The organism is Janthinobacterium sp. FT14W, from assembly GCF_009208755.1.
Taxonomy (GTDB): domain Bacteria; phylum Pseudomonadota; class Gammaproteobacteria; order Burkholderiales; family Burkholderiaceae_D; genus Janthinobacterium; species Janthinobacterium violaceinigrum.
Window position 1 is genome coordinate 45,272 of the sequence record NZ_WFLL01000025.1, and the last position, 19,694, is coordinate 64,965.

Below are 19,694 nucleotides of genomic sequence, written 5' to 3' on the forward strand. Positions count from 1 at the left end.
GGCGCCCACCTTTGAGTGAGGCGCCGCCCTACGCGCAGAAGGAGTAAGGACTCATGGCATCAAGCAAAGAGATACGAGGCAAGATCAAGAGCGTAGAGAATACGAAGAAGATCACCAAGGCGATGGAAATGGTCGCCGCGTCCAAAATGCGCAAGGCGCAAGACCGGATGCGGGCCGCCCGTCCCTACAGTGACAAGATTCGGAATATCGCCGCCAATCTGGCGACCGCCAATCCGGAATACACGCACCCGTTCCTGGCAGCTGCCCAGGGTACGCAAGCGAAGGCAGTGGGTTTCATCGTTGTCACGACCGACAAGGGTCTGTGCGGCGGCATGAACACCAACATCCTGCGCCAGGTGACGTCGAAGTCGCGCGAGCTGGAAGCAGCTGGCAACCGGGTTGAAGCAGTTGCCATCGGTAACAAGGGTTTGGGTTTTTTGAATCGCATCGGCGTCAAGATCATTGCGCACGCCATTCAAACCGGTGATACGCCCCACCTGGACAAACTGATCGGACCTGTCAAGGTCATGCTCGAAGAGTTCCAGGCAGGCAAGATCGATGCAGTGTACCTGTGCTACACCAAATTCATCAACACGATGAAGCAGGAACCAGTCGTGGAGCAATTGCTGCCCCTGACGGCCGACAAGATGGTCGCCGACAAGGGTGCCCACTCGTGGGATTACATCTACGAGCCGGATGCGCAAAGCGTGATCGACGAATTGCTGGAGCGCTATGTAGAAGCGCTGGTGTACCAGGCAGTCGCGGAGAATCTGGCGTCCGAGCAATCGGCACGGATGGTCGCGATGAAAGCTGCAAGCGACAACGCGGGTAGTGTGATCGGCGAATTGAAGCTGATCTACAACAAGACCCGCCAAGCTGCGATTACCAAAGAACTCTCCGAAATCGTCGCCGGTGCGGCTGCGGTTTAAACGAATTTAACTATATTGAAGGAACGAACATGGCTGATGGCAAAATCGTTCAGTGTATCGGCGCTGTGGTGGACGTTGAGTTTCCCCGCAACGCGATGCCTAAGGTATTTGATGCCTTGAAGATGGCAGGCTCGGAACTGACCCTGGAAGTACAACAGCAGTTGGGCGACGGCATTGTCCGTACCATTGCACTCGGCTCGTCCGATGGCCTGCGTCGCGGCATGATGATCCAGAACACCGGCAAACCTATCATGGTGCCAGTCGGTAAAGCAACCCTGGGTCGCATCATGGACGTGCTGGGCAACCCGATCGACGAATGCGGCCCTGTGTCGCACGAGCAGATCGCGTCGATCCACCGCACCGCTCCTGCATACGACGAACTGTCGCCATCGCAAGAACTGCTGGAAACCGGCATCAAGGTGATCGACCTGGTTTGCCCGTTTGCAAAAGGCGGTAAAGTGGGTCTGTTCGGCGGCGCTGGCGTAGGCAAGACCGTGAACATGATGGAACTGATTAACAACATCGCCAAGGCGCACAGCGGCGTGTCCGTGTTTGCCGGCGTGGGTGAGCGTACCCGTGAAGGTAACGACTTCTACCACGAGATGGCTGACGCGAAAGTGGTCGATCTGGAAAACCCGGAGAACTCCAAAGTCGCGATGGTCTACGGTCAGATGAATGAACCGCCAGGTAACCGTCTGCGCGTTGCGCTGACCGGCCTGACGATCGCTGAATCGTTCCGTGATGAAGGCAAGGACGTTCTGTTCTTCGTCGACAACATCTACCGCTTCACCCTGGCCGGTACCGAAGTTTCGGCACTGCTGGGCCGTATGCCGTCGGCTGTGGGTTACCAACCGACCCTGGCCGAAGAAATGGGCCGTCTGCAAGAGCGTATCACGTCGACCAAGACCGGTTCGATCACCTCGATCCAGGCCGTCTACGTGCCAGCCGATGATTACACCGATCCGTCGCCTGCTACCACGTTTGCTCACTTGGATTCGACCGTTGCGCTGTCGCGTGACATCGCTTCCCTGGGTATCTACCCAGCCGTGGACCCACTGGATTCGACCTCGCGTCAGCTCGATCCGCTGATCGTCGGCCAAGAGCACTACGACACCGCGCGTGCCGTGCAAACGACCCTGCAGCGCTACAAGGAATTGCGCGACATTATCGCGATTTTGGGCATGGACGAACTGGCACCGGAAGACAAACTGCTGGTCGCCCGCGCACGTAAGATGCAGCGTTTCCTGTCGCAGCCTTTCCACGTCGCTGAAGTCTTTACCGGCGCGCCTGGTAAATACGTTTCGCTCAAAGACACGATCAAGGGCTTCAAAATGATCGCTTCGGGCGAACTCGATCACCTGCCGGAACAAGCGTTCTACATGGTCGGCACGATCGAAGAAGCAATCGAAAAAGCCAAGAAACTTAACTAAGTTAAGTCTGGGCCTAACCCCGCCCGTCACACGGCGGGGTTCTTCAACCCGATAGGACACACATGGCACACACAATTCACGTTGACGTGGTTTCCGCTGAAGAACTGATTTTTTCAGGCGAAGCAGAATTCGTCGCGTTGCCGGGTGAACAGGGCGAGCTGGGTATCTACCCACGCCACACGCCTTTGATTACCCGCATCCGTCCGGGCGCGGTCCGCATCAAGGTAGTCGGCCAGGCTGAAGAAGAGTTCGTCTTCGTTGCCGGCGGCCTGCTGGAAGTGCAACCGGATACCGTGACCGTCCTGGCCGATACCGCCATCCGCGGTCACGACCTGGATGAAGCGAAAGCGCTGGAAGCGAAGAAGTTGGCGGAAGAAAATATCCACAACAAGGATTCGGGCATCGACTACGCGCAAGCGCAAGCCGAGCTGGCCAGCGCGATTGCGCAGCTGGCAGCGATCCAGAAGCTGCGCAAGCTGTAATCAGCGAGCCAGCAGCAAGAAAGGCAGCCTTCGGGCTGCCTTTTTTTTCAGCAAAAATTAACGGCGTTTATCTTTTCCCCTTTCCAGTCCCGCCTTCAAGATCGTCTTCCACATGGCGCGCGCGGCGCTGCGCTCGAGCGGCGTCTCGTCGATACGCCGCGCGTCGCGCAGCAGCTTGTGATAATTGCGCAGGCGGTCCCCATCGACGGCGCCGCGCACGGCGCAACCGGGTTCGCTGGCGTGCCGGCAATCGCGGAACTGGCAGGTGGACGCCAGCTGCGCGATGTCGTCGAACGTGGCCGCCAGGGTGCCTGCATCGGCATCGGCCCGCCAGCTGCGCAAGCCCGGCGTGTCGATGATGCAGGCGCCGCTGGCACACAGGTGCAGCGAGCGGGCCGTCGTCGTATGCCGGCCGCGGCCGTCGCCATGGCGCACGCCGCTGGTTGCCTGTTCGGCTGCGCACAGCGTATTGGTCAGGCTGGACTTGCCGGCGCCGGAAGAACCGAGCAGCACCAGGGTCTGGCCCGCGTCCAGCCAGGGTTCCAGGATGGCCACGTCGTACGCATGGCGCGTATCGACGGCAAACAGGGGCACGTGGGGTGGCAGGCGCTGTTTGAGCTGCGCCAGCTTGCCTGCCACGTCGTCGGCCACGTCAGCCTTGCTGAGCACCACCACGGGCGTCACGTGCGCCGCCAGCACGATGGCCAGATAGCGTTCCAGGCGGCGCGCGTTGAAATCCCCATCCATGCCCATCACCAGCAGGGCCGTATCGACATTGCTGGCGAGGACCTGGCGCCGGCCGTCATTGCCGCGCCGCGCGATCTGCGTGACTGGGGATAAGCGCGCCGTTATCCACAGCGTGCCGCGCGCATCGGCTTCGGCGGCGACCCAGTCGCCGACCGTGAGGAGCTGTTCCTGTTCCAGCAGTGCGTGCAGCAACTGCGGCAGCACCTGCGCCGGACTTTCCCGCAAGCCGTCATGCACGATGATGCTGTCGCGGTGCACGGCGCTCACGCGCAGCAGCTGCGCCGCGGAGGAAGGGAGTTCGAGTTGGGCGGCTGCGCTGGCGATGGCCTGCTGCAGTCCGATGGGGCGTAGTTGCGCAAAATCGAGTGCGATCATGGTAGCGTGATTCCAAATTCTGTCGTCCGCGTGCGGACATGTCGCCTGCGCGTGCAGGCACCGCCAGTCACGATGACTGGCACGAAAGAAAGGGAAGTCGGCTACGCGATCACGCGTATGGGCAATTGCGGGCTAGAGGTATGAGCCGGGAAAGACAGTGATCAGGCAGCCGACAGCACGGCAGTATCCGAATGGCGCATGTTGTCTACTCCTGTTGTGTGATGGAAAACGCCAGTGTGCCAGCGGCGTGCGCCGCCGTCAATGGATGGCGTGGCTCAGCTGCACATGCCGTAGGCGCTGCGCTCGGGGAAATAGCGGTAGGTAAACGTGCGCACGGGGTAGCGCTTGCCGCCGACGAGCATGTCGGGCATGGACAGGTCGAAACGCTGCGGCAGCTGGCGCGGCAGCTGCAGCCGCAAGCGCCACTGGGTTTCCTTGCTGCTGCCCACGGCGGCAAACATGATGGGCAGCTGCTCGATGACGTCGACGATTTCCGCCTTCTGGTTCATGCCGCGCTGGTAAATGGTGAGTATCTTGGCTGCGGCGAACGGCGGCTTCTTTGGTTCTTCCAGCAAAAAGGACAGGCGCGTAAAACTGGCTTGCGTACCGACCGGCAAGGTAAAAATCAGCGCCAGTTCCGTGCCGCCATCCTTCAGCGTGACGGGCGGCGTGGCATAGATACTGATGCCGCGCGGCAGCTCGAAACGCGAGCCTTCCGTCCACGTCTTGCACTCGGGCGTGGTGGCCTGGTACAGGCTGGGTGCCGTGTAGTCATCGCAGGCGGTGACGAGCAGTAACAGTGGCAGCAGGGACAGGGCGGAACGGCGCATGGCAGGCAGTGGTTGGAGGAACGAGCCGACAGTGTAAGCGATCGCCACGCGATCCACCAGCGACGCTAGGAATGGGCGGGCGGCGCGCGGCGCACCGACTGCAGCTGGCAGTGCGCCGCCTGCAGCGCATCTTTGACGACGTCCAGGGCCAGTTGCGGCCGGGCCGCGCCGCACATGAAGATATCGACGGCGGCAAAGCTGCACTCGGGCCAGGTGTGGATGGAAATGTGCGATTCGGCCAGCAGCACCACGCCCGTGACGCCCTGGCCCGCGCCAAAGCTATGGAAATGGCTGTGCAGCACCTGGGCGCCGGCCGTGGTGGCTGCTGCGCGCAGCAGGCGTTCGAGCGCCGCGCAGTCGCGCAGGCGTTCCGGCGCGATGCCCGACAGGTCGGCCAGCAGATGCGTGCCCAGCGGCAGATGCGGCGTGGCTGCCATGCCTATTTGTGGCTGCCGCCGCTGGAACCGCCGCCATAGCTGCCGCCGCCGCTGCCCGTGCGCGAGCTCCAGCTGCTGCCGCCGCTGCTGCTGCCGGCCACCTTGAACATGCGCACCCAGTTGGCGGCCGTGACGGAAAACGTCACCATCAAGGCATAGATCACATATTTACTCATGAGGGATTCTTTGCATTCTTGTCGAGAAAAACGGCCGGCAGGAACAGCGCCAGGCAGCCCAGCAAACTCCACATCAGGGTGCTGGAGAACGAGACGAACATCGGGATCGCATTGAGCACCAGCACGATGACGATGAAGACCTTGGCGATGCCGCGATGGCTCAGCTGGATATTCTGTACCTTGGCGCCGCCGTGGAAGGCGGCGCCGAACCAGGCGGCCATCTGGTCGTAGGCGACGGGGATGGAGCGCGACCAGGTCATTTCCTCGCCCGTGATCTCCGCCGCCAGCTTGGTCTGCCCCTGTTCGAATTCAAATACGCGCGTGCTGTCGCCCACGGCCACTTTCCAGTTGAAGGCGCCCGCCGCATACACCACCTGCGAGCCGTAGTCATACAGCTTGGCATAGGTGGCGCCATCGAGCGTGCAGCGCTCCGCCTCCATGGATGGCCAGGTGGGCCAGTTCGGCAGCACGTTGGAGCGCGACCAGCCATCGTCCGTTTCCACCAGCCAGAAGAAGCCGGCGCGCGCGTTGTACAGCAGGTATTCATTCCACTCGCTGCCTTCGTCGTCGGCGCGGCGCATCATGCCGATCACCGTATAGTCGGCATTGCTGATCTTTGCGCTGGCACCCAGTTCCAGCGTGCTGTCGGCGTTGTCGTGCACCTGCTTGCCGATGGCCAGCACCTGCGCTTCCGGGCCGCTGGCGTCGAGCTGCGCGTGGCAGGCGGGGCACACCAGCTGCACCGCGGCGCCGGGCACGTACTGGATGCCGCTGCCGCAGGAGGGGCAATCGAGCGCATCGAGCTTTCCGCGGTACTTGCCGGCGCTCCTGGCGATGGCATCGTCGTCGCGCAGCAGCTGGCACTGCAAGCCATCGAGGGTGACGGCCACGCCCTGGTAGACGACGGGCTGCGGGCCGTCCGTGTAGTCGAGCGTGACAAAGCTGGCGTAGTTGCGGAAGTCCGCTACCTGGATGCGCCAGCCGGCGCCCACCTTGAACGGCAATTCGCCCTGGCCGGCGATGCATTCTGCATTGCGGATCTCGGCCGCCGTGTACGGCTCGCCGCAGATCGTGTAGCGGCGGCCCGGCGCCAGCTCGCCAAAGGCGGGCAGGGCGTCTTGCGTGGCGCGTTCGCGCGTCAGGGTGTACAGGCCGGACGAGTCGCCCAGCCAGGCCGTGCTGGCGTCGTCGAACAGCACATACCACTCATTCCACGTGCCGGCGCTGTAGCGCTGCTGGATGCGCCCGACGACGGTGAAGTGGACGCCGTCGTGCACGCCGGCCGTGCCGATCTGGATCGGCGAATAGTCTTCCAGGACGGCCGACATCTTGCCCACGTCCCTGACGGAATCGGCATCCTTGAGAATGGTGCTGTGGCAGTACTCGCACACGGCGAGCACGGAAGCGTGCGAGCGGAAGCGGACTTCCGCGCCGCAGCTGGGACAGGAAACAGTTTGCATGCAGTCGCGCTTAGCCGATCAGTTTTTTCAGCAGTTCAGCCTTGGCGCCGTCGTAGTCGGCCGGCGAAATGAGACCCTTGTCGAGCAGGCCCTTGAGCTTTTCCAGGCGCGCCTCGAGCGGTTCTTCCGCGGGGGCGGGCGGCACCGCCGGAACGGGTGCCGGGGCGGGTTGCTGCAATGCGCCGCCCATGCTCTGCGCCATCACCTGGCCGATCGACAGCCCGGCACCGAGACCGGCGCCGATGCCGGCCATGCCGCCTTCGTTCTGCGCCGCCAGCGGGATCGCATTGGCCACCTGGAATTTCGTGTAGCCGCTCATCTTGTCGGCGCCCAGGCCGCCCTTCATGCCGGCCGAGATGCGCTCGTCGAGCGCCGCCTGCAATTCCTCGGGCAGGCTGATGCTGGCCACGTTGAATTCATCGAGGCCCACGCCATAGCGGGCAAACGCCTGCGCCAGGCCATCCTTGACTTCCTGCGCCATCAGCGCCTGGTTGGCCGCCATGTCGAGGAAGGGCACGTTCGCGCCGCCCAGCGAGCTGGCCATGCTCGACATCAGGATGCCGCGCAGCTGGTCTTCCACTTCGTCGCGCGTATAGACTTCGCGCGTGCCGCTGATCTCGGTGAAGAAGGTGCGGGCGTCGGCGATGCGGTACGAGTACATGCCGAAGGCGCGCACGCGGATCATGTCGAAATCCTTGTCGCGGATGGTGATCGGCTGCGGCGTGCCCCATTTGCGGCCCGTCTGCACGCGGGTGCTGAAGTAATACACGTCCGACTTGAACGGCGAATCGAACAGCTTGTCCCAGTTTTTCAGGTTGGTCAGCAGCGGCAAGGTCTGTGTGGTCAGCTTGTGCGTGCCGGGACCGAAGACGTCGGCGATCTTGCCTTCATTGACGAAGACGGCCACCTGCGATTCGCGCACATTGAGGATGGCGCCGTTCTGGATCTCGAAATCCTGCATGGGAAAGCGCCAGGCCAGCACGCCGTCCGTCTCTTCGTTCCATTGCAGTACGTCGATAAACTGTTTCTTGATAAAGCTGCCGAGGCTCATGATGGATGTCCTTGAATAAGATGAAGCGGTGTCAGGAAATGCAGGCGGCGTTGATGGCGCCGATCGACAGCGAGATGGCACCCAGCAGGCCGCCGAAGGCGCTGTTGTTCGATTCGATCTGGTCCTTCGACATGTGCAGCAGGCGCGTGGTCACCAGGTACACGAGCAGCTGCACCACCATGGCGCCGAAGGCCCAGGCGAAGAACTGCTGGTAGTCGGCCGTGTGCATCAGCGACGAGGCGATGGTGGCGGAAAATCCCAGCAGGGCGCCGCTCAGCGACAGCGCGGCCGCGTGGTTGCCCTGGCGGATCAGCAGCACCTCGTCATACGGCGTGACGCGCGTATAGATGATAAAAAATACAATCAGCAGCCCGGCGGCCAGTATAAGATGGATCAGATAGTTTAGGATGGCGGGCACGGCTTTCCTCGCAATGAGTATTTGATAACGTCAACGCATATTAGAACAAAAAAAAGTCCCATGAACAAAAAGATTCTGATTTTGTCCGTCTTCGTGGTCGCCTCCTGCGGCCTCGCGTACGAGCTGATCGCCGGCGCCATGTCCAGCTACCTGCTCGGTGACTCCATCCTGCAATTTTCCACCATCATCGGCTGCTACCTGTTTGCCATGGGTGTGGGCGCTCACTTTTCAAAATATGTGCAGGATGACGAGGTGCTCTCGCGCTTCGTCGACATCGAGCTGGCCGTGGGCCTGATCGGCGGCCTGTCGGCCGCCATCCTGTTCATGACCTTTTCGTGGATGGCCGCGCCTTTCCGCACCTTATTGTATGTGATGGTATTTCTGATCGGCGCACTGGTCGGCATGGAAGTGCCGCTGGTGATGCGCGCCCTGAATTCGCGCCAGACGGAATTTTCCGAGCTGGTCAGCCGCGTGCTGACCTTCGATTACCTGGGCGCGCTGGCCGTCTCGCTGCTGTTCCCGCTGGTGCTGTCGCCGTACCTGGGGCTGGTGCGCACGGGCTTCCTGTTCGGCATGCTCAACGTGGGCGTGGGCCTGTGGACGATCTGGGTGTTCCGCGCGGAGCTGAAGAACCTCACGGGGCGCTTCCTGCGCGCCTGTGCCGTGATGCTGTTGCTGGTCGCCGGCTTTGCCATGTCCGACCGCATGGTGGCCTGGGGCGAGCACGGCCTGTTCGGCGACGAGATCGTGTATTCCACCACCACGCCCTACCAGCGCCTGGTGATCACGCGCTGGAAGGACGATACGCGCCTGTACATCAACGGCAACCTGCAGTTTTCCTCGCGCGACGAGTACCGCTACCACGAGGCGCTGGTGCACCCCGTGCTCGAAGCGCTGCCGTGGGCGCGTCGCGTGCTGGTGCTGGGCGGCGGCGATGGCCTGGCGCTGCGTGAAATCCTGCGTTATCCCCACATCGAACACGTCACCGTGGTCGACCTCGATCCGGCCATGACGGCCGCGTTTACCACGCGCCCGGAACTGGCAAAGCTGAATCACGGCTCGTTCTCGGACAAGCGCGTCACCGTCGTCAATGCCGATGCTGCCGTCTGGCTGCGCAACAACGGCGACATGTACGACGCGGCCATCGTCGATTTCCCCGATCCGTCCAGCTTCGCGCTCGGTAAACTGTATTCCGTGCCGTTCTACGACCTGGTGAAAAAGCACCTGGCGGCCAAGGGCCTGATGGTGGTGCAATCGACTTCGCCCTTTTTTGCCCCGCACGCCTACTGGACCATCAATGCCACCCTGCGCGAAGTGGGCATGCGCACCTGGCCGTATCACGCCTACGTGCCGTCGTTCGGCGAATGGGGTTTTATCCTGGCCTCGCCCCAGCTGGACTATGTGCCGCCGACAACCTACCGCCTGCCCATGCGCTACCTGAATGCGGACACCACGCGCGAGATGTTCATCTTCCCGCCCGACATGCAGCCGCTGCCCATGGCGCCGAACCGTCTCAATACGCAGTCGCTCGTGCATGAGTTCGAGCAGGACTGGCGCCAGGTGATCCGCTGATGCAGCGCCGTTCCTTCATGCTGTGGGCCGCCGGCGGCACCGCGGCGGCGGCGGCCGGCATCGGCAGCATCGCCGCCTACCTGCGCTGGCAGGAGATCACGCCGAAGGTGCTGTACCCGGGCCGCAGCGAGGGGCACTATTTGCGCAAGCTGCTGCGCGAGCGCACGGCGCTGCCGCCACCGGGCGAGACCGTCACTACCGACGTGGCCATTCTCGGCTCCGGCATCGGGGGCCTGACGGCCGCCTGGCGCTTGAATAAACTGGGTCACCAGGATTTCCTCATGATCGATGGGCCGCAGCCGTATGGCAACGCGGCCGGCGGCCACTTCGGCGAGCTCGCCTATCCCACGGGCGGCCACTATCTGCCGCTGCCTTCGCCCGAATCGACCCATGTGCGCGAGATCCTGTTCGACCTGGGCATTATCCAGCGCGATCCGCAGGCCGAAAAACCCTATTACGACGAGCGTTTCATCCTGCACGCGCCCGAGGAGCGCTTGCTGTTCAACGGCCATTGGCAGGATGGCTTCATCCCCACGGAAGGCGTGCCGCCGGCGGAGCTGGCGCAGCATGAACGCTTCTTTGCCGAGGTGCGGCGCCTGCGCCAGGCGCATGGCAACGACGGCAAGCGCGTCTTCGTGTTCCCCACCGTGGCATCGTCGCAGGACCCTGCCTGGCAGGCGCTCGACAGCATCACCCTGAAACAATGGATGGAGCGCGAAGGCTATACCTCGCCGACCCTGCACTGGTACCTGAACTACTGCTGCCGCGACGATTACGGCACGCGCTACGACCAGGTTTCGGCCTGGGCCGGCCTGCATTACTATTGCAGCCGCTGGGGACAGGCGGCAAATGCGGGCAACGGCGCCTGGCTGACCTGGCCGGGCGGCATGCAGCCCGTGGCCACGGCCATGGAGCAGGCGTCGGGCGTGCGGCGCAGGAGCGGCACCGTGGTTTCCGTGCAGACGACGGCGCAGGGCGTGGAAGCGCTGTGCCTGGAACTGGTCGATGGCCAGCCGCGCACCTACCTGGTCAAGGCGCGCAAGGCCATCTGCGCCATGCCCTTGTATGTGGCGGCAAGCGTGGTCAGCGACATCGCCAGCTATGGCTACGACCTCAAGCGCGATACGCCCGCGTATGCGCCGTGGCTGGTGGCGAATTTTTTACTTAAACGCTTTCCCGACGAACTGCCGCATGCGCCCCTGTGCTGGGACAACGTGGTGTACCAGGAGCCGGGCCTCGGCTATGTCGTCTCCACGCACCAGGACATCCGCGTGCGCCCGCCCGAGAAAACCGTCTTCAGCGCCTATGTGGCCCTGTCCGACCGCACGCCGCAGGAAGCGCGCAAGTGGTTAGATGTGGCCACGCCCGAAGAATTGCTGGCGCTGGCCAGCGTCGACCTGGAAACGGCGTATGGACGCGATTTTGCCCGCTGCGTGGAACGGGTCGACATCACCGTGCGCGGCCACGCCATGGCCGCGCCCTTGCCCGGTTTCCGCAGCAATGCGGGCCTGAAGGCGCTGCGCGAGCACGATGGCGCGATCCTGTTCGCGCATGCGGATCTGTCGGGCTTCTCCGTGTTCGAGGAAGCGGCGTGGTGGGGGGACCGCGCGGCGCGCCTGGCGGCTAAATAAAAAGGCCGGCGCGAACGCCGGCCAGAGCCCCCTAAGGCTCGAACCTGTGTTTCCTTGTTCTTCTCATTTATTTTTATTAATGACGTCGATGAACACGGCCGCCAGCAGCACCAGGCCCTTGATCACCTGCTGGTAGTCGATGCCGATGCCCATGATGGACATGCCGTTGTTCATCACGCCCATGATGAAGGCGCCGATGACGGCCCCCATCACCTTGCCCACGCCGCCCGAGGCCGAGGCGCCGCCGATGAAGCAGGCGGCAATCACGTCCAGCTCGAAGCCCGTGCCCGCCTTCGGCGTGGCCGTGTTCAGGCGCGCCGCGAAGATCAGTCCGGCCAGCGCGGCCAGCATGCCCATGTTGACGAAGGTGTAGAAGCTGACCCGTTCCGTCTTGATGCCGGACAGGCGCGCCGCCTTCTCGTTGCCGCCCACGGCATACACGCGGCGTCCCATCACGGTGCGGTTGGTAACAAAGGTGTAGGCGACGATGAGTAGCGACATCACGGCCAGCACGTTGGGAAAGCCGCGGTACGACGCCAGCAGGTAGCTGAAATACACCATCACGGCGGCGAAGATGGCGTTTTTCAGCAGGAAGAAGGCGCGCGGCTCGTTTTCCATGCCGTGTTTCATCTGCTTGGCGCGGCTGCGCAGCGAGGTGACGATCAGCGCGGCGGCGGCGATCACGCCCAGCAGCAGTGACAGGCCGCGCAGGTTTTCGCCGCCGAACGGGTCGGGCAGGAAGCCCGAGCTGAGCATCTGGAAGCCTTCCGGGAAGGGGCCGACCGACTGGCCAGCCAGCAGCGCCAGGGTCAGGCCCTTGAATACCAGCATGCCGGCCAGGGTGACGATGAAGGACGGGATCTTGAAAAAGGCGACGAAATACCCTTGTGCGCCGCCGATCACGGCGCCGGCCAGCAGGCAGAGGATGCTGGCGGCGACAAAATGCATGTGGTAATTGACGATCAGCACGGCCGCCAGCGCGCCCACGAAGCCGACCACCGAGCCCACGGACAAATCGATATGGCCGGCCACGATGACCATCAGCATGCCCAGCGCCATGATGACGATATAGCTGTTTTGCAGCACCAGGTTGGTCAGGTTCAGCGGCTGCATCAGGGTGCCGTCGGTCATGTACTGGAAAAAGCCCATGATGACGATCAGGGAGAGCAGCATGCCGTAGTCGCGCATATTGTTTTTCAGGAAGCCGGCATAGCTCTTGGCGGCTGGCGCCGTGCTGGGAGGGGCGCCTGCCGCCGTCCCCGCTGTCAGTTTATTGTCCATTGTTTTCTCCGTGTGTAACGATCGCGCGCATGATGCGCTCCTGCGACGCTTCTGCTGCGCTGAGTTCTGCCGCGAAGCGGCCTTCGTTCATGACATAGATCCGGTCGCACATGCCCAGCAATTCCGGCATTTCCGAGGAAATCATGATGATGCATTTGCCTTCGGCGGCCAGCTCGCTGATGATGCTGTAGATCTCGTATTTGGCGCCGACGTCGATGCCGCGGCTCGGTTCATCGAGGATCAGGATGTCGGGGCGCGAAAACAGCCACTTCGCCAGCACCACTTTTTGCTGGTTGCCGCCGGACAGGTTGCCCACTTTTTGCAGAATGCTTGAGCAGCGGATCTTGAGCTTGCGGCGGAACTCGTCGGCCACGCCGAATTCGCGCGCCTCGTCGATGACCGTGCGGGTCGATACCGCGTCCAGGTTGGCCAGGCTGGTGTTTTTCTTGATGTCTTCCTCGAGGATCAGGCCCAGGCCCTTGCGGTCTTCCGTGACGTACGCGAGGCCGTGGCCGATCGCCTTGCCGATGGTGCTGACGTCGATTTCCCGGCCATTCTTGAGCACCGTGCCGCTGATGCGCTGGCCGTAGGCGCGCCCGAAAATGCTCATCGCCAGTTCCGTGCGCCCGGAACCCATCAAGCCGGCGATGCCGATGATTTCGCCCTTTTTGGCGTGCATGTTGATGCCCTTGATGACGGGGCGCTCCGCATGCTCGGGATGGAACACGCGCCAGTCGCGCACCTCGAAGATGGTCTCGCCGACGCTGGGCGTGCGCGGCGGATAGCGGTCCGCCATCTCGCGCCCGACCATTTTTTCGATGATGCGGTCTTCGCTGACGGGCTCCACGCGGCAGTCGAAGCTGTCGACCGTGTTCCCGTCGCGCAGCACCGTGATGGCATCGGCGACCCTGGAGATTTCATTGAGCTTGTGCGAGATCAGGATCGAGGCGATGCCCTGGCGTTTCAGGTCCAGCAGCAGATCGAGCAGGGCCGCGCTGTCGCTCTCGTTCAGGCTGGCCGTCGGCTCGTCGAGGATCAGCAGCTTGACGTCCTTGCACAGCGCCTTGGCGATTTCGATCAGCTGCTGCTTGCCCACGCCCAGGTTGGTGATCAGGGTGTCGGGCGACTCCTTGAGGCCCACCTTTTGCAGCAGCTCGCGCGTCTTCGCTTGCGCGTATTCCCAGTCGATGACGCCCATATGGGCCGGTTCGTTGCCGAGGAAGATATTCTCGGCGATCGACAGCAGCGGCACCAGCGCCAGTTCCTGGTGGATGATGATGATGCCGATTTCCTCGCTGTCCTTGATGCCGCGGAAGTGCCGCGTCTGGCCCAGGTAGTCGATGTCGCCCGTGTAGCTGCCATGGCCGTACACGCCGCTCAGCACTTTCATCAGGGTCGATTTGCCGGCGCCGTTTTCGCCCACGATGGCGTGGATCTCGCCGCTGCGCACCCGCAGGTTGACATTGTCGAGCGCAACGACGCCGGGGAATGTTTTGCGTATCCTGCGCATTTCCAGGATAGTGTTCGTCATATAACCTCTCTGGCACGGCCGCATGCTGCTTGGCTCCGGTCGTGCGGCAGTCTTGTTCTGGATAGTGCATGAAGCGAAAGGCCCGGCATGGCCGGGCCTTCAGTAGCGTGGCCGCTTATTTCACTTGCGCTTCCGTGTAGTAGCCGCTGCCGGTGACGAGCACCTGTTTCCAGTTCGCCTTGTCGACGGTGACGGGTTTGAGCAGGTAGGACGGCACCACCTTGATGCCGTTGTTATAGGTCTTCGTGTCGTTGACGGTCGGGACCTTGCCCGACATCATGGCGTCGACCATATTTGCCGTCACCTTGGCCAGCTCGCGCGTGTCCTTGAACACGGTCGATGCCTGTTCGCCGCGGATGATCGATTTCACCGACGGGATTTCCGCATCCTGGCCCGTCACGACGGGGAAGGGCTGTTTCGGCGTGCCGTAGCCGACGCCCTTGAGCGAGGACAGGATGCCGATGCTCAAGCCGTCATACGGCGACAGCACCGCGTCGACTCTCGCATTGCCGTAATAGGCGCTGAGCAGGTTGTCCATGCGCGCCTGCGCCACGGCGCCGTCCCAGCGCAGGGTGGCGACCTTTTCCATCCCCATCTGCTTCGAGCGCACCACCAGCTTGCCGCTGTCGATGTAGGGTTTCAGGACCGACAGCGCGCCGTTGTAGAAGAAGTGCGCGTTGTTGTCGTCGGCCGAGCCGCCGAACAGCTCGATATTGAACGGGCCCTTGCCTTCCTTGAGTTTCAGCGCCGATTCGATATAGCCGGCCTGCAGCACGCCGACCTGGAAGTTGTCGAAGGTGGCGTAGTAATCGATGTTTTTCGTGCCGCGGATCAGGCGGTCATACGAGATGACCTTGATGCCCTTGTCGGCCGCCTTTTGCAGCACATTCGACAAGGTGGTGCCATCGATGGCAGCGATCACCAGCACCTTGGCGCCCTTGGTGATCATGTTTTCCACCTGCGCCAGCTGGTTCGGGATATCGTCGTCGGCAAACTGCAGGTCCGTCTTGTAGCCGCGCTCCTTGAATACCTTGACCATGTTGTCGCCGTCGGCGATCCAGCGCATGGACGATTTGGTCGGCATCGAGATGCCGATGGCGCCCTTGTCGGCGGCGCTTGCCACGGGTATTACGGCCATGCCGGAGATGGCCAGCGCCAGGCTCGCGGTCAGCATTTTCATTGTTGTTTTCATTTCAGGTCTCCACCGTCTTCGATAGTTGAATGTGCCAGGGCCGTCGTCCCAGTGGGCGGGCTCCGTGCGGATGGCCGATTGCAGGCCACGGCTGATACTAGTTTGTCCATCCATCCCCCACCAATCACTTTTTTCACATCGGCGATATCCAAAACGGTATCGATAAGCAGATTGATGCAATGCGCCATGCGGCCCCTGCCAGCCGTGCAGGCAGGGCAGGAATGCAGGCCGTGCGGCGGCTTTTTTTGGTGCGCTGCAATACCAATAATCATCATCCAATTTGGTGATTTTCGTAATTGCCGCAACACAGGCCGGCGCGCAGAATCGGTCCGGACTTGAAGACCAGCCATCCCGTGACGCTCTTTTGAAAGCTTGCCATGCAGCCGATTTCTCCCGCCTCCCTGTTGCCCGCCGATCTGGCGCAGGCCACCCTCGTCGGCCGCATCTGGCGTGACGGTCCCTGCGTCGTCGCCGTGCGCGGCGGCGAAGCGGTCGACATCACGCAGACGGCAGCGACGGTGGCGGAACTGTTCGAGCGCAGCGACGCGCTCGAGATCGCCCGCCATGCGCCCGGTATTGCGCTCGGCCCCGTGCAGGCGCTGATGGCGCAGGCGCTGGCCGCACCGGCCGGCAAACCGCTGCTGCTGGCGCCGTGCGACCTGCAGGCAGTCAAGGCCTGCGGCGTGACGTTTGCCGTCAGCCTGCTGGAACGGGTGATCGAGGAACAGGCGGGTGGCGACGCGGCACGCGCAGCCAGCTTGCGCGCTGCGCTGCAAGCCACCCTGGGCAGCGACTTGTCGGCCTTGCAGCCCGGCTCGGACGCGGCGCAGCGGCTGAAACAGCAGTTGCAGCAGCGCGGCGCCTGGTCGCAATACATGGAAGTGGGGATCGGCCCCGATGCGGAAGTGTTTACCAAGGCGCAGCCCATGTCTTCCGTTGGCTGCGGCGCGCAGGTGGGCTTGCTGCCGTCGTCGGCCTGGAACAACCCGGAGCCGGAAATCGTCCTGGCCGTCAACAGCCGCGGCCAGGTGCTGGGGGCGACCTTGGGCAACGACGTCAACCTGCGCGACATCGAAGGGCGCAGCGCCCTGTTGCTGGGCAAGGCCAAGGACAACAACGCCTCCTGCGCCATCGGCCCCTTCATCCGCCTGTTCGACGGCGGTTTTACGCTCGATACCGTGCGCCAGGCGGAAGTGTCGCTGCTCATCGAGGGCGCGGACGACGGCTTCGTGCTCGAAGGCGCCAGCTTCATGCGCGAGATCAGCCGCGACCCGCTGGACCTGGTGCGCCAGACGGCGGGGCAGTACCACCAGTATCCGGATGGCTTCATGCTTTTCCTCGGCACGATGTTCTCGCCCGTGAAGGACCGTGCCGCGCAGGGTGGCGGCTTTACCCACCACCTGGGCGACCGGGTCACCATCGCCAGCGCCGCGCTGGGCGCGCTGGTCAACGAAGTGCAGCGCTGCGATGCGATCCCTCCCTGGACGTTTGGCGTGCGCGCGCTGTACCGGAGCCTGGCGCAGCGCGGCCTGATCTGATTTCCCCATTCCTATAACGAGAGACACCATGCAACATGCAAGCTATCCCAGCCTGGCAGGCCAACGCGTCGTCATCACGGGCGGCGGCACCGGCATCGGCGTGGCCATCGTCGAGGCGTTTGCGCGCCAGGGCGCCCACGTCACCTTTCTCGACATCGCCAGCGAAGCGTCGCTGGCGCTGCAGGAAAAACTGGCGCACCTGCCGCACCCTCCGCGTTTCCGCTATTGCGACCTGACGAAGCTGGAAGCCCTGGCGGCCACCTTCGCCGAGATCGAACACAGCGCGGGCGCCACGGATATCCTCGTCAACAACGCGGCCAATGACGACCGCCACCAGCTGCAGGACGTCACGCCCGCCTACTGGGACGAGCGCATCGCCGTCAACCTGCGCCACCAGTACTTCTGCGCGCAGGCGGTGGCGCCCGCCATGCGCGCCAAGGGCCGCGGCGCGATTCTCAACCTGGGCTCGATTTCCTGGCACCTGGCGCAAGCGAACCTGTCGGTCTACATGACGGCGAAAGCCGGCATCGAGGGCCTGACCCGCGGCCTGGCGCGCGACCTTGGCGTGCATGGCATCCGCGTCAACTGCATCATTCCCGGCGCCGTGCGCACGCCGCGCCAGGAAAAGCTGTGGCATACGCCGGCAGCGGAAGCCGTGATCCTGCAGGGACAATGCTTGCAGGTGCGCGTGGAGCCGGACGACGTGGCGGCGCTGGCGCTGTTCCTGGCATCCGATAACGCGGCCAAGTGCGCCGGACGCGAATACTATGTCGACGCAGGCTGGTACGGCGCATGAACATTCCCGCCCATCGCCCGTCGCGGCGCTTCCGCTCGCAGGACTGGTTCGACAATCCCGAGCACATCGACATGACGGCGCTGTACCTGGAGCGCTTCATGAACTACGGGATCACGGCCGAGGAGTTGCGTTCGGGCCGCCCCATCATCGGCATTGCGCAAAGCGGCAGCGATATCAGTCCCTGCAACCGCATCCACCTGGAGCTGGCGCAGCGCGTGCGCGACGGCATCCGCGATGCGGGCGGCATCCCGATGGAATTCCCGCTGCACCCGATCTTCGAGAATTGCCGCCGTCCCACGGCCGCGCTGGACCGCAACCTGGCGTATCTGGGCCTGGTGGAGATTCTGCATGGCTACCCGATCGACGCCGTGGTGTTGACCACGGGCTGCGACAAGACGACGCCGGCCCAGCTGATGGCTGCCGCCACGGTGGACATCCCCGCCATCGTGCTGTCGGGCGGTCCCATGCTCGACGGCTGGATGGACGGCGAACTGGTGGGCTCGGGAGCGGCTATCTGGAAGGGCCGCCGCCAGTTGTCCGCCGGCTTGATCGACAACGACAAATTCCTGCAGATTGCCGCCGCCTCGGCGCCGTCGGCCGGCCACTGCAACACCATGGGCACGGCATCGACCATGAATGCGCTGGCCGAGGCGCTGGGCATGTCCCTGACGGGCTGCTCGGCCATTCCCGCGCCGTACCGCGAACGGGGCCAGATCGCCTATGAAACGGGACGCCGCATCGTCGGCATGGCGCATGACGACGTGCGCCCGTCCAGCATCCTCACGCGCGAGGCGTTCCTGGACGCCATCATCGTCAACGCCGCCATCGGCGGCTCCACCAACGCCCAGCCGCACCTGATGGCCATGGCGCGCCATGCGGGCGTGGAATTGGCGTCGAGCGACTGGATGGCGCATGGCTACGACGTGCCGCTGCTGTTGAACATGCAGCCGGCCGGCAAATACCTAGGCGAGCGCTTCCACCGCGCCGGCGGCGTGCCGGCCGTGATGTGGGAGCTGCTGCAGGCGGGTTTGCTGCACGCGCAGCGCCCCACCGTTACTGGCCGGAGCATGGCGGAGAACCTGGCCGGGTGCGAAAGCGCGGACCGCGAGATGATCCGCCCGTTTGCCGCGCCGCTGAAGGAAAAGGCCGGTTTCATGGCCTTGCAGGGCAACCTGTTCGATTTCGCCATCATGAAGACCAGCGTGATTTCGCCCGCTTTCCGCGAGCGCTATCTGTCGCGCCCCGGCAGCGAGGGCGTGTTCGAGGCGCGCGCCATCGTCTTTGATGGTTCGTCCGACTACCACGCGCGCATCAACGACCCGGCGCTGGGCATCGACGACAGCTGCATGCTGGTCATGCGCGGCGCCGGTCCCGTGGGCTGGCCCGGTTCGGCCGAAGTGGTCAACATGCAGCCGCCCGACGCGCTGCTCAAGGCGGGCATCCTGAACTTGCCGACCCTGGGCGACGGGCGCCAGTCGGGCACCTCGGACAGCCCGTCGATCCTGAACGCCTCGCCGGAAAGCGCCGTGGGCGGCGGCCTGGCCTTGCTGCGCACGGGCGACATCATCCGCGTGGACCTGAACGGGGGCCGGTGCGACATGCTGGTCGATGCGCAGGAGCTGGCGCGCCGCGCCACGGAGCTGCTGCCGCCAGTCAACGACAGTGCCACGCCATGGCAGGAAATCTACCGCGCCAGCGTGGGCCAGCTGGAAACGGGCGCCTGCATGGAGCTGGCGCTGAAGTACCGGGCCGTGGGGCAGACCTTGCCACGCCATAACCACTGATTTTTGAAGCCGCAACACCCGTAGTGAAAAAACG

At 63.5% G+C, this 19,694-nt stretch carries 19 protein-coding genes; 8 read left to right on the forward strand and 11 right to left on the reverse strand.

Features of this window, described 5'->3' with window-relative positions:
* The first annotated feature begins 53 nt into the window (after positions 1-53).
* From atpG to GCN74_RS17275, 3 genes are all read left to right on the forward strand, one after another.
* Complete coding sequence (atpG, locus tag GCN74_RS17265) at positions 54-929, forward strand: F0F1 ATP synthase subunit gamma (RefSeq protein WP_034783836.1); 876 nt, start codon at positions 54-56, stop codon at positions 927-929.
* Between the two features lie 29 nt (positions 930-958).
* Positions 959-2,359: a F0F1 ATP synthase subunit beta gene (atpD, locus tag GCN74_RS17270; RefSeq protein ID WP_034752705.1), complete on the forward strand. Its 1,401-nt coding sequence runs from the start codon at positions 959-961 to the stop codon at positions 2,357-2,359.
* A gap of 62 nt (positions 2,360-2,421) precedes the next feature.
* Entirely contained in the window at positions 2,422-2,841 is a 420-nt protein-coding gene (locus GCN74_RS17275) for a F0F1 ATP synthase subunit epsilon (RefSeq protein ID WP_077398374.1), read from the forward strand.
* 57 nt (positions 2,842-2,898) lie between these two features.
* Here GCN74_RS17275 and rsgA read toward each other — a convergent pair whose 3' ends face one another.
* The 7 genes from rsgA to GCN74_RS17305 form a co-directional block, all read right to left on the reverse strand.
* Positions 2,899-3,963 (reverse strand): ribosome small subunit-dependent GTPase A, encoded by a 1,065-nt coding sequence (rsgA, locus tag GCN74_RS17280; RefSeq protein WP_152257820.1) that lies wholly within the window; start codon positions 3,961-3,963, stop codon positions 2,899-2,901.
* Positions 3,964-4,238: 275 nt separating this feature from the next.
* Positions 4,239-4,793 carry a hypothetical protein gene (locus tag GCN74_RS17285; protein ID WP_152257821.1) on the reverse strand — a complete coding sequence of 185 codons (555 nt, stop codon included), beginning with the start codon at positions 4,791-4,793 and terminating at the stop codon, positions 4,239-4,241.
* A 65-nt stretch (positions 4,794-4,858) separates the two neighbouring features.
* Positions 4,859-5,230: an adenosylmethionine decarboxylase gene (gene speD / locus GCN74_RS17290; RefSeq protein WP_152257822.1), complete on the reverse strand. Its 372-nt coding sequence runs from the start codon at positions 5,228-5,230 to the stop codon at positions 4,859-4,861.
* A 2-nt stretch (positions 5,231-5,232) separates the two neighbouring features.
* The gene (locus tag GCN74_RS28785) at positions 5,233-5,406 is read right to left on the reverse strand and encodes a hypothetical protein (RefSeq protein ID WP_193317134.1); all 174 of its coding nucleotides are present in this window, start codon (positions 5,404-5,406) and stop codon (positions 5,233-5,235) included.
* A complete protein-coding gene (locus GCN74_RS17295) occupies positions 5,403-6,866 on the reverse strand; it encodes a DUF4178 domain-containing protein (RefSeq protein WP_152257823.1) in 1,464 nt (487 codons plus the stop codon). Before GCN74_RS17295 ends, GCN74_RS28785 begins: the two co-directional genes overlap by 4 nt.
* 10 nt (positions 6,867-6,876) lie before the next feature.
* Positions 6,877-7,917, reverse strand: a complete 1,041-nt coding sequence (locus GCN74_RS17300) for an SPFH domain-containing protein (protein WP_152257824.1) — start codon at positions 7,915-7,917, stop codon at positions 6,877-6,879.
* A 31-nt stretch (positions 7,918-7,948) separates the two neighbouring features.
* A complete protein-coding gene (locus tag GCN74_RS17305) occupies positions 7,949-8,335 on the reverse strand; it encodes a DUF350 domain-containing protein (protein ID WP_152257825.1) in 387 nt (128 codons plus the stop codon).
* Between the two features lie 60 nt (positions 8,336-8,395).
* Between GCN74_RS17305 and GCN74_RS17310 the strand changes: the two genes are divergently transcribed.
* Positions 8,396-9,907, forward strand: a complete 1,512-nt coding sequence (locus GCN74_RS17310) for a polyamine aminopropyltransferase (protein ID WP_152257826.1) — start codon at positions 8,396-8,398, stop codon at positions 9,905-9,907.
* Complete coding sequence (locus GCN74_RS17315; protein ID WP_152257827.1) at positions 9,907-11,538, forward strand: NAD(P)/FAD-dependent oxidoreductase; 1,632 nt, start codon at positions 9,907-9,909, stop codon at positions 11,536-11,538. The genes GCN74_RS17310 and GCN74_RS17315 overlap by 1 nt, the downstream gene beginning before the upstream one ends.
* Positions 11,539-11,601: 63 nt before the next feature.
* Here GCN74_RS17315 and mmsB read toward each other — a convergent pair whose 3' ends face one another.
* The 4 genes from mmsB to GCN74_RS17335 all read right to left on the reverse strand — a co-directional run bounded on the left by mmsB (position 11,602) and on the right by GCN74_RS17335 (position 15,817).
* Positions 11,602-12,819 (reverse strand): multiple monosaccharide ABC transporter permease, encoded by a 1,218-nt coding sequence (mmsB, locus tag GCN74_RS17320; RefSeq protein WP_152257828.1) that lies wholly within the window; start codon positions 12,817-12,819, stop codon positions 11,602-11,604.
* Positions 12,809-14,350: a multiple monosaccharide ABC transporter ATP-binding protein gene (gene mmsA / locus GCN74_RS17325; RefSeq protein ID WP_152257829.1), complete on the reverse strand. Its 1,542-nt coding sequence runs from the start codon at positions 14,348-14,350 to the stop codon at positions 12,809-12,811. The genes mmsB and mmsA overlap by 11 nt, the downstream gene beginning before the upstream one ends.
* Positions 14,351-14,465: 115 nt before the next feature.
* Positions 14,466-15,488, reverse strand: coding sequence for a multiple monosaccharide ABC transporter substrate-binding protein (gene chvE, locus GCN74_RS17330; RefSeq protein WP_226939095.1), 1,023 nt, complete (start codon positions 15,486-15,488; stop codon positions 14,466-14,468).
* A 50-nt stretch (positions 15,489-15,538) separates the two neighbouring features.
* Positions 15,539-15,817 (reverse strand): hypothetical protein, encoded by a 279-nt coding sequence (locus GCN74_RS17335; RefSeq protein WP_152257831.1) that lies wholly within the window; start codon positions 15,815-15,817, stop codon positions 15,539-15,541.
* Positions 15,818-15,919: 102 nt separating this feature from the next.
* Here GCN74_RS17335 and GCN74_RS17340 point away from each other — a divergent pair, with 102 nt between their 5' ends.
* The 3 genes from GCN74_RS17340 to GCN74_RS17350 are packed head-to-tail and all read left to right on the forward strand — an operon-like array spanning position 15,920 to position 19,660.
* Positions 15,920-17,080: a fumarylacetoacetate hydrolase family protein gene (locus GCN74_RS17340; protein ID WP_152257832.1), complete on the forward strand. Its 1,161-nt coding sequence runs from the start codon at positions 15,920-15,922 to the stop codon at positions 17,078-17,080.
* Between the two features lie 28 nt (positions 17,081-17,108).
* Positions 17,109-17,876, forward strand: a complete 768-nt coding sequence (locus tag GCN74_RS17345) for an SDR family NAD(P)-dependent oxidoreductase (protein ID WP_152257833.1) — start codon at positions 17,109-17,111, stop codon at positions 17,874-17,876.
* Entirely contained in the window at positions 17,873-19,660 is a 1,788-nt protein-coding gene (locus GCN74_RS17350; RefSeq protein ID WP_152257834.1) for an IlvD/Edd family dehydratase, read from the forward strand. Before GCN74_RS17345 ends, GCN74_RS17350 begins: the two co-directional genes overlap by 4 nt.
* The last annotated feature ends 34 nt before the right edge of the window (positions 19,661-19,694 follow it).

What these genes read in the sequence shown, in the direction of transcription:
- atpG (WP_034783836.1), top strand. Translation starts at nt 54, where the DNA reads ATGGCATCAAGCAAAGAGATACGAGGCAAGATCAAGAGCGTAGAGAAT.
- atpD (WP_034752705.1), top strand. Translation starts at nt 959, where the DNA reads ATGGCTGATGGCAAAATCGTTCAGTGTATCGGCGCTGTGGTGGACGTT.
- GCN74_RS17275 (WP_077398374.1), top strand. Translation starts at nt 2,422, where the DNA reads ATGGCACACACAATTCACGTTGACGTGGTTTCCGCTGAAGAACTGATT.
- rsgA (WP_152257820.1), bottom strand. Translation starts at nt 3,963, where the DNA reads ATGATCGCACTCGATTTTGCGCAACTACGCCCCATCGGACTGCAGCAG.
- GCN74_RS17285 (WP_152257821.1), bottom strand. Translation starts at nt 4,793, where the DNA reads ATGCGCCGTTCCGCCCTGTCCCTGCTGCCACTGTTACTGCTCGTCACC.
- speD (WP_152257822.1), bottom strand. Translation starts at nt 5,230, where the DNA reads ATGGCAGCCACGCCGCATCTGCCGCTGGGCACGCATCTGCTGGCCGAC.
- GCN74_RS28785 (WP_193317134.1), bottom strand. Translation starts at nt 5,406, where the DNA reads ATGAGTAAATATGTGATCTATGCCTTGATGGTGACGTTTTCCGTCACG.
- GCN74_RS17295 (WP_152257823.1), bottom strand. Translation starts at nt 6,866, where the DNA reads ATGCAAACTGTTTCCTGTCCCAGCTGCGGCGCGGAAGTCCGCTTCCGC.
- GCN74_RS17300 (WP_152257824.1), bottom strand. Translation starts at nt 7,917, where the DNA reads ATGAGCCTCGGCAGCTTTATCAAGAAACAGTTTATCGACGTACTGCAA.
- GCN74_RS17310 (WP_152257826.1), top strand. Translation starts at nt 8,396, where the DNA reads ATGAACAAAAAGATTCTGATTTTGTCCGTCTTCGTGGTCGCCTCCTGC.
- GCN74_RS17315 (WP_152257827.1), top strand. Translation starts at nt 9,907, where the DNA reads ATGCAGCGCCGTTCCTTCATGCTGTGGGCCGCCGGCGGCACCGCGGCG.
- mmsB (WP_152257828.1), bottom strand. Translation starts at nt 12,819, where the DNA reads ATGGACAATAAACTGACAGCGGGGACGGCGGCAGGCGCCCCTCCCAGC.
- mmsA (WP_152257829.1), bottom strand. Translation starts at nt 14,350, where the DNA reads ATGACGAACACTATCCTGGAAATGCGCAGGATACGCAAAACATTCCCC.
- chvE (WP_226939095.1), bottom strand. Translation starts at nt 15,488, where the DNA reads ATGGCCGTAATACCCGTGGCAAGCGCCGCCGACAAGGGCGCCATCGGC.
- GCN74_RS17335 (WP_152257831.1), bottom strand. Translation starts at nt 15,817, where the DNA reads ATGATGATTATTGGTATTGCAGCGCACCAAAAAAAGCCGCCGCACGGC.
- GCN74_RS17340 (WP_152257832.1), top strand. Translation starts at nt 15,920, where the DNA reads ATGCAGCCGATTTCTCCCGCCTCCCTGTTGCCCGCCGATCTGGCGCAG.
- GCN74_RS17345 (WP_152257833.1), top strand. Translation starts at nt 17,109, where the DNA reads ATGCAACATGCAAGCTATCCCAGCCTGGCAGGCCAACGCGTCGTCATC.
- GCN74_RS17350 (WP_152257834.1), top strand. Translation starts at nt 17,873, where the DNA reads ATGAACATTCCCGCCCATCGCCCGTCGCGGCGCTTCCGCTCGCAGGAC.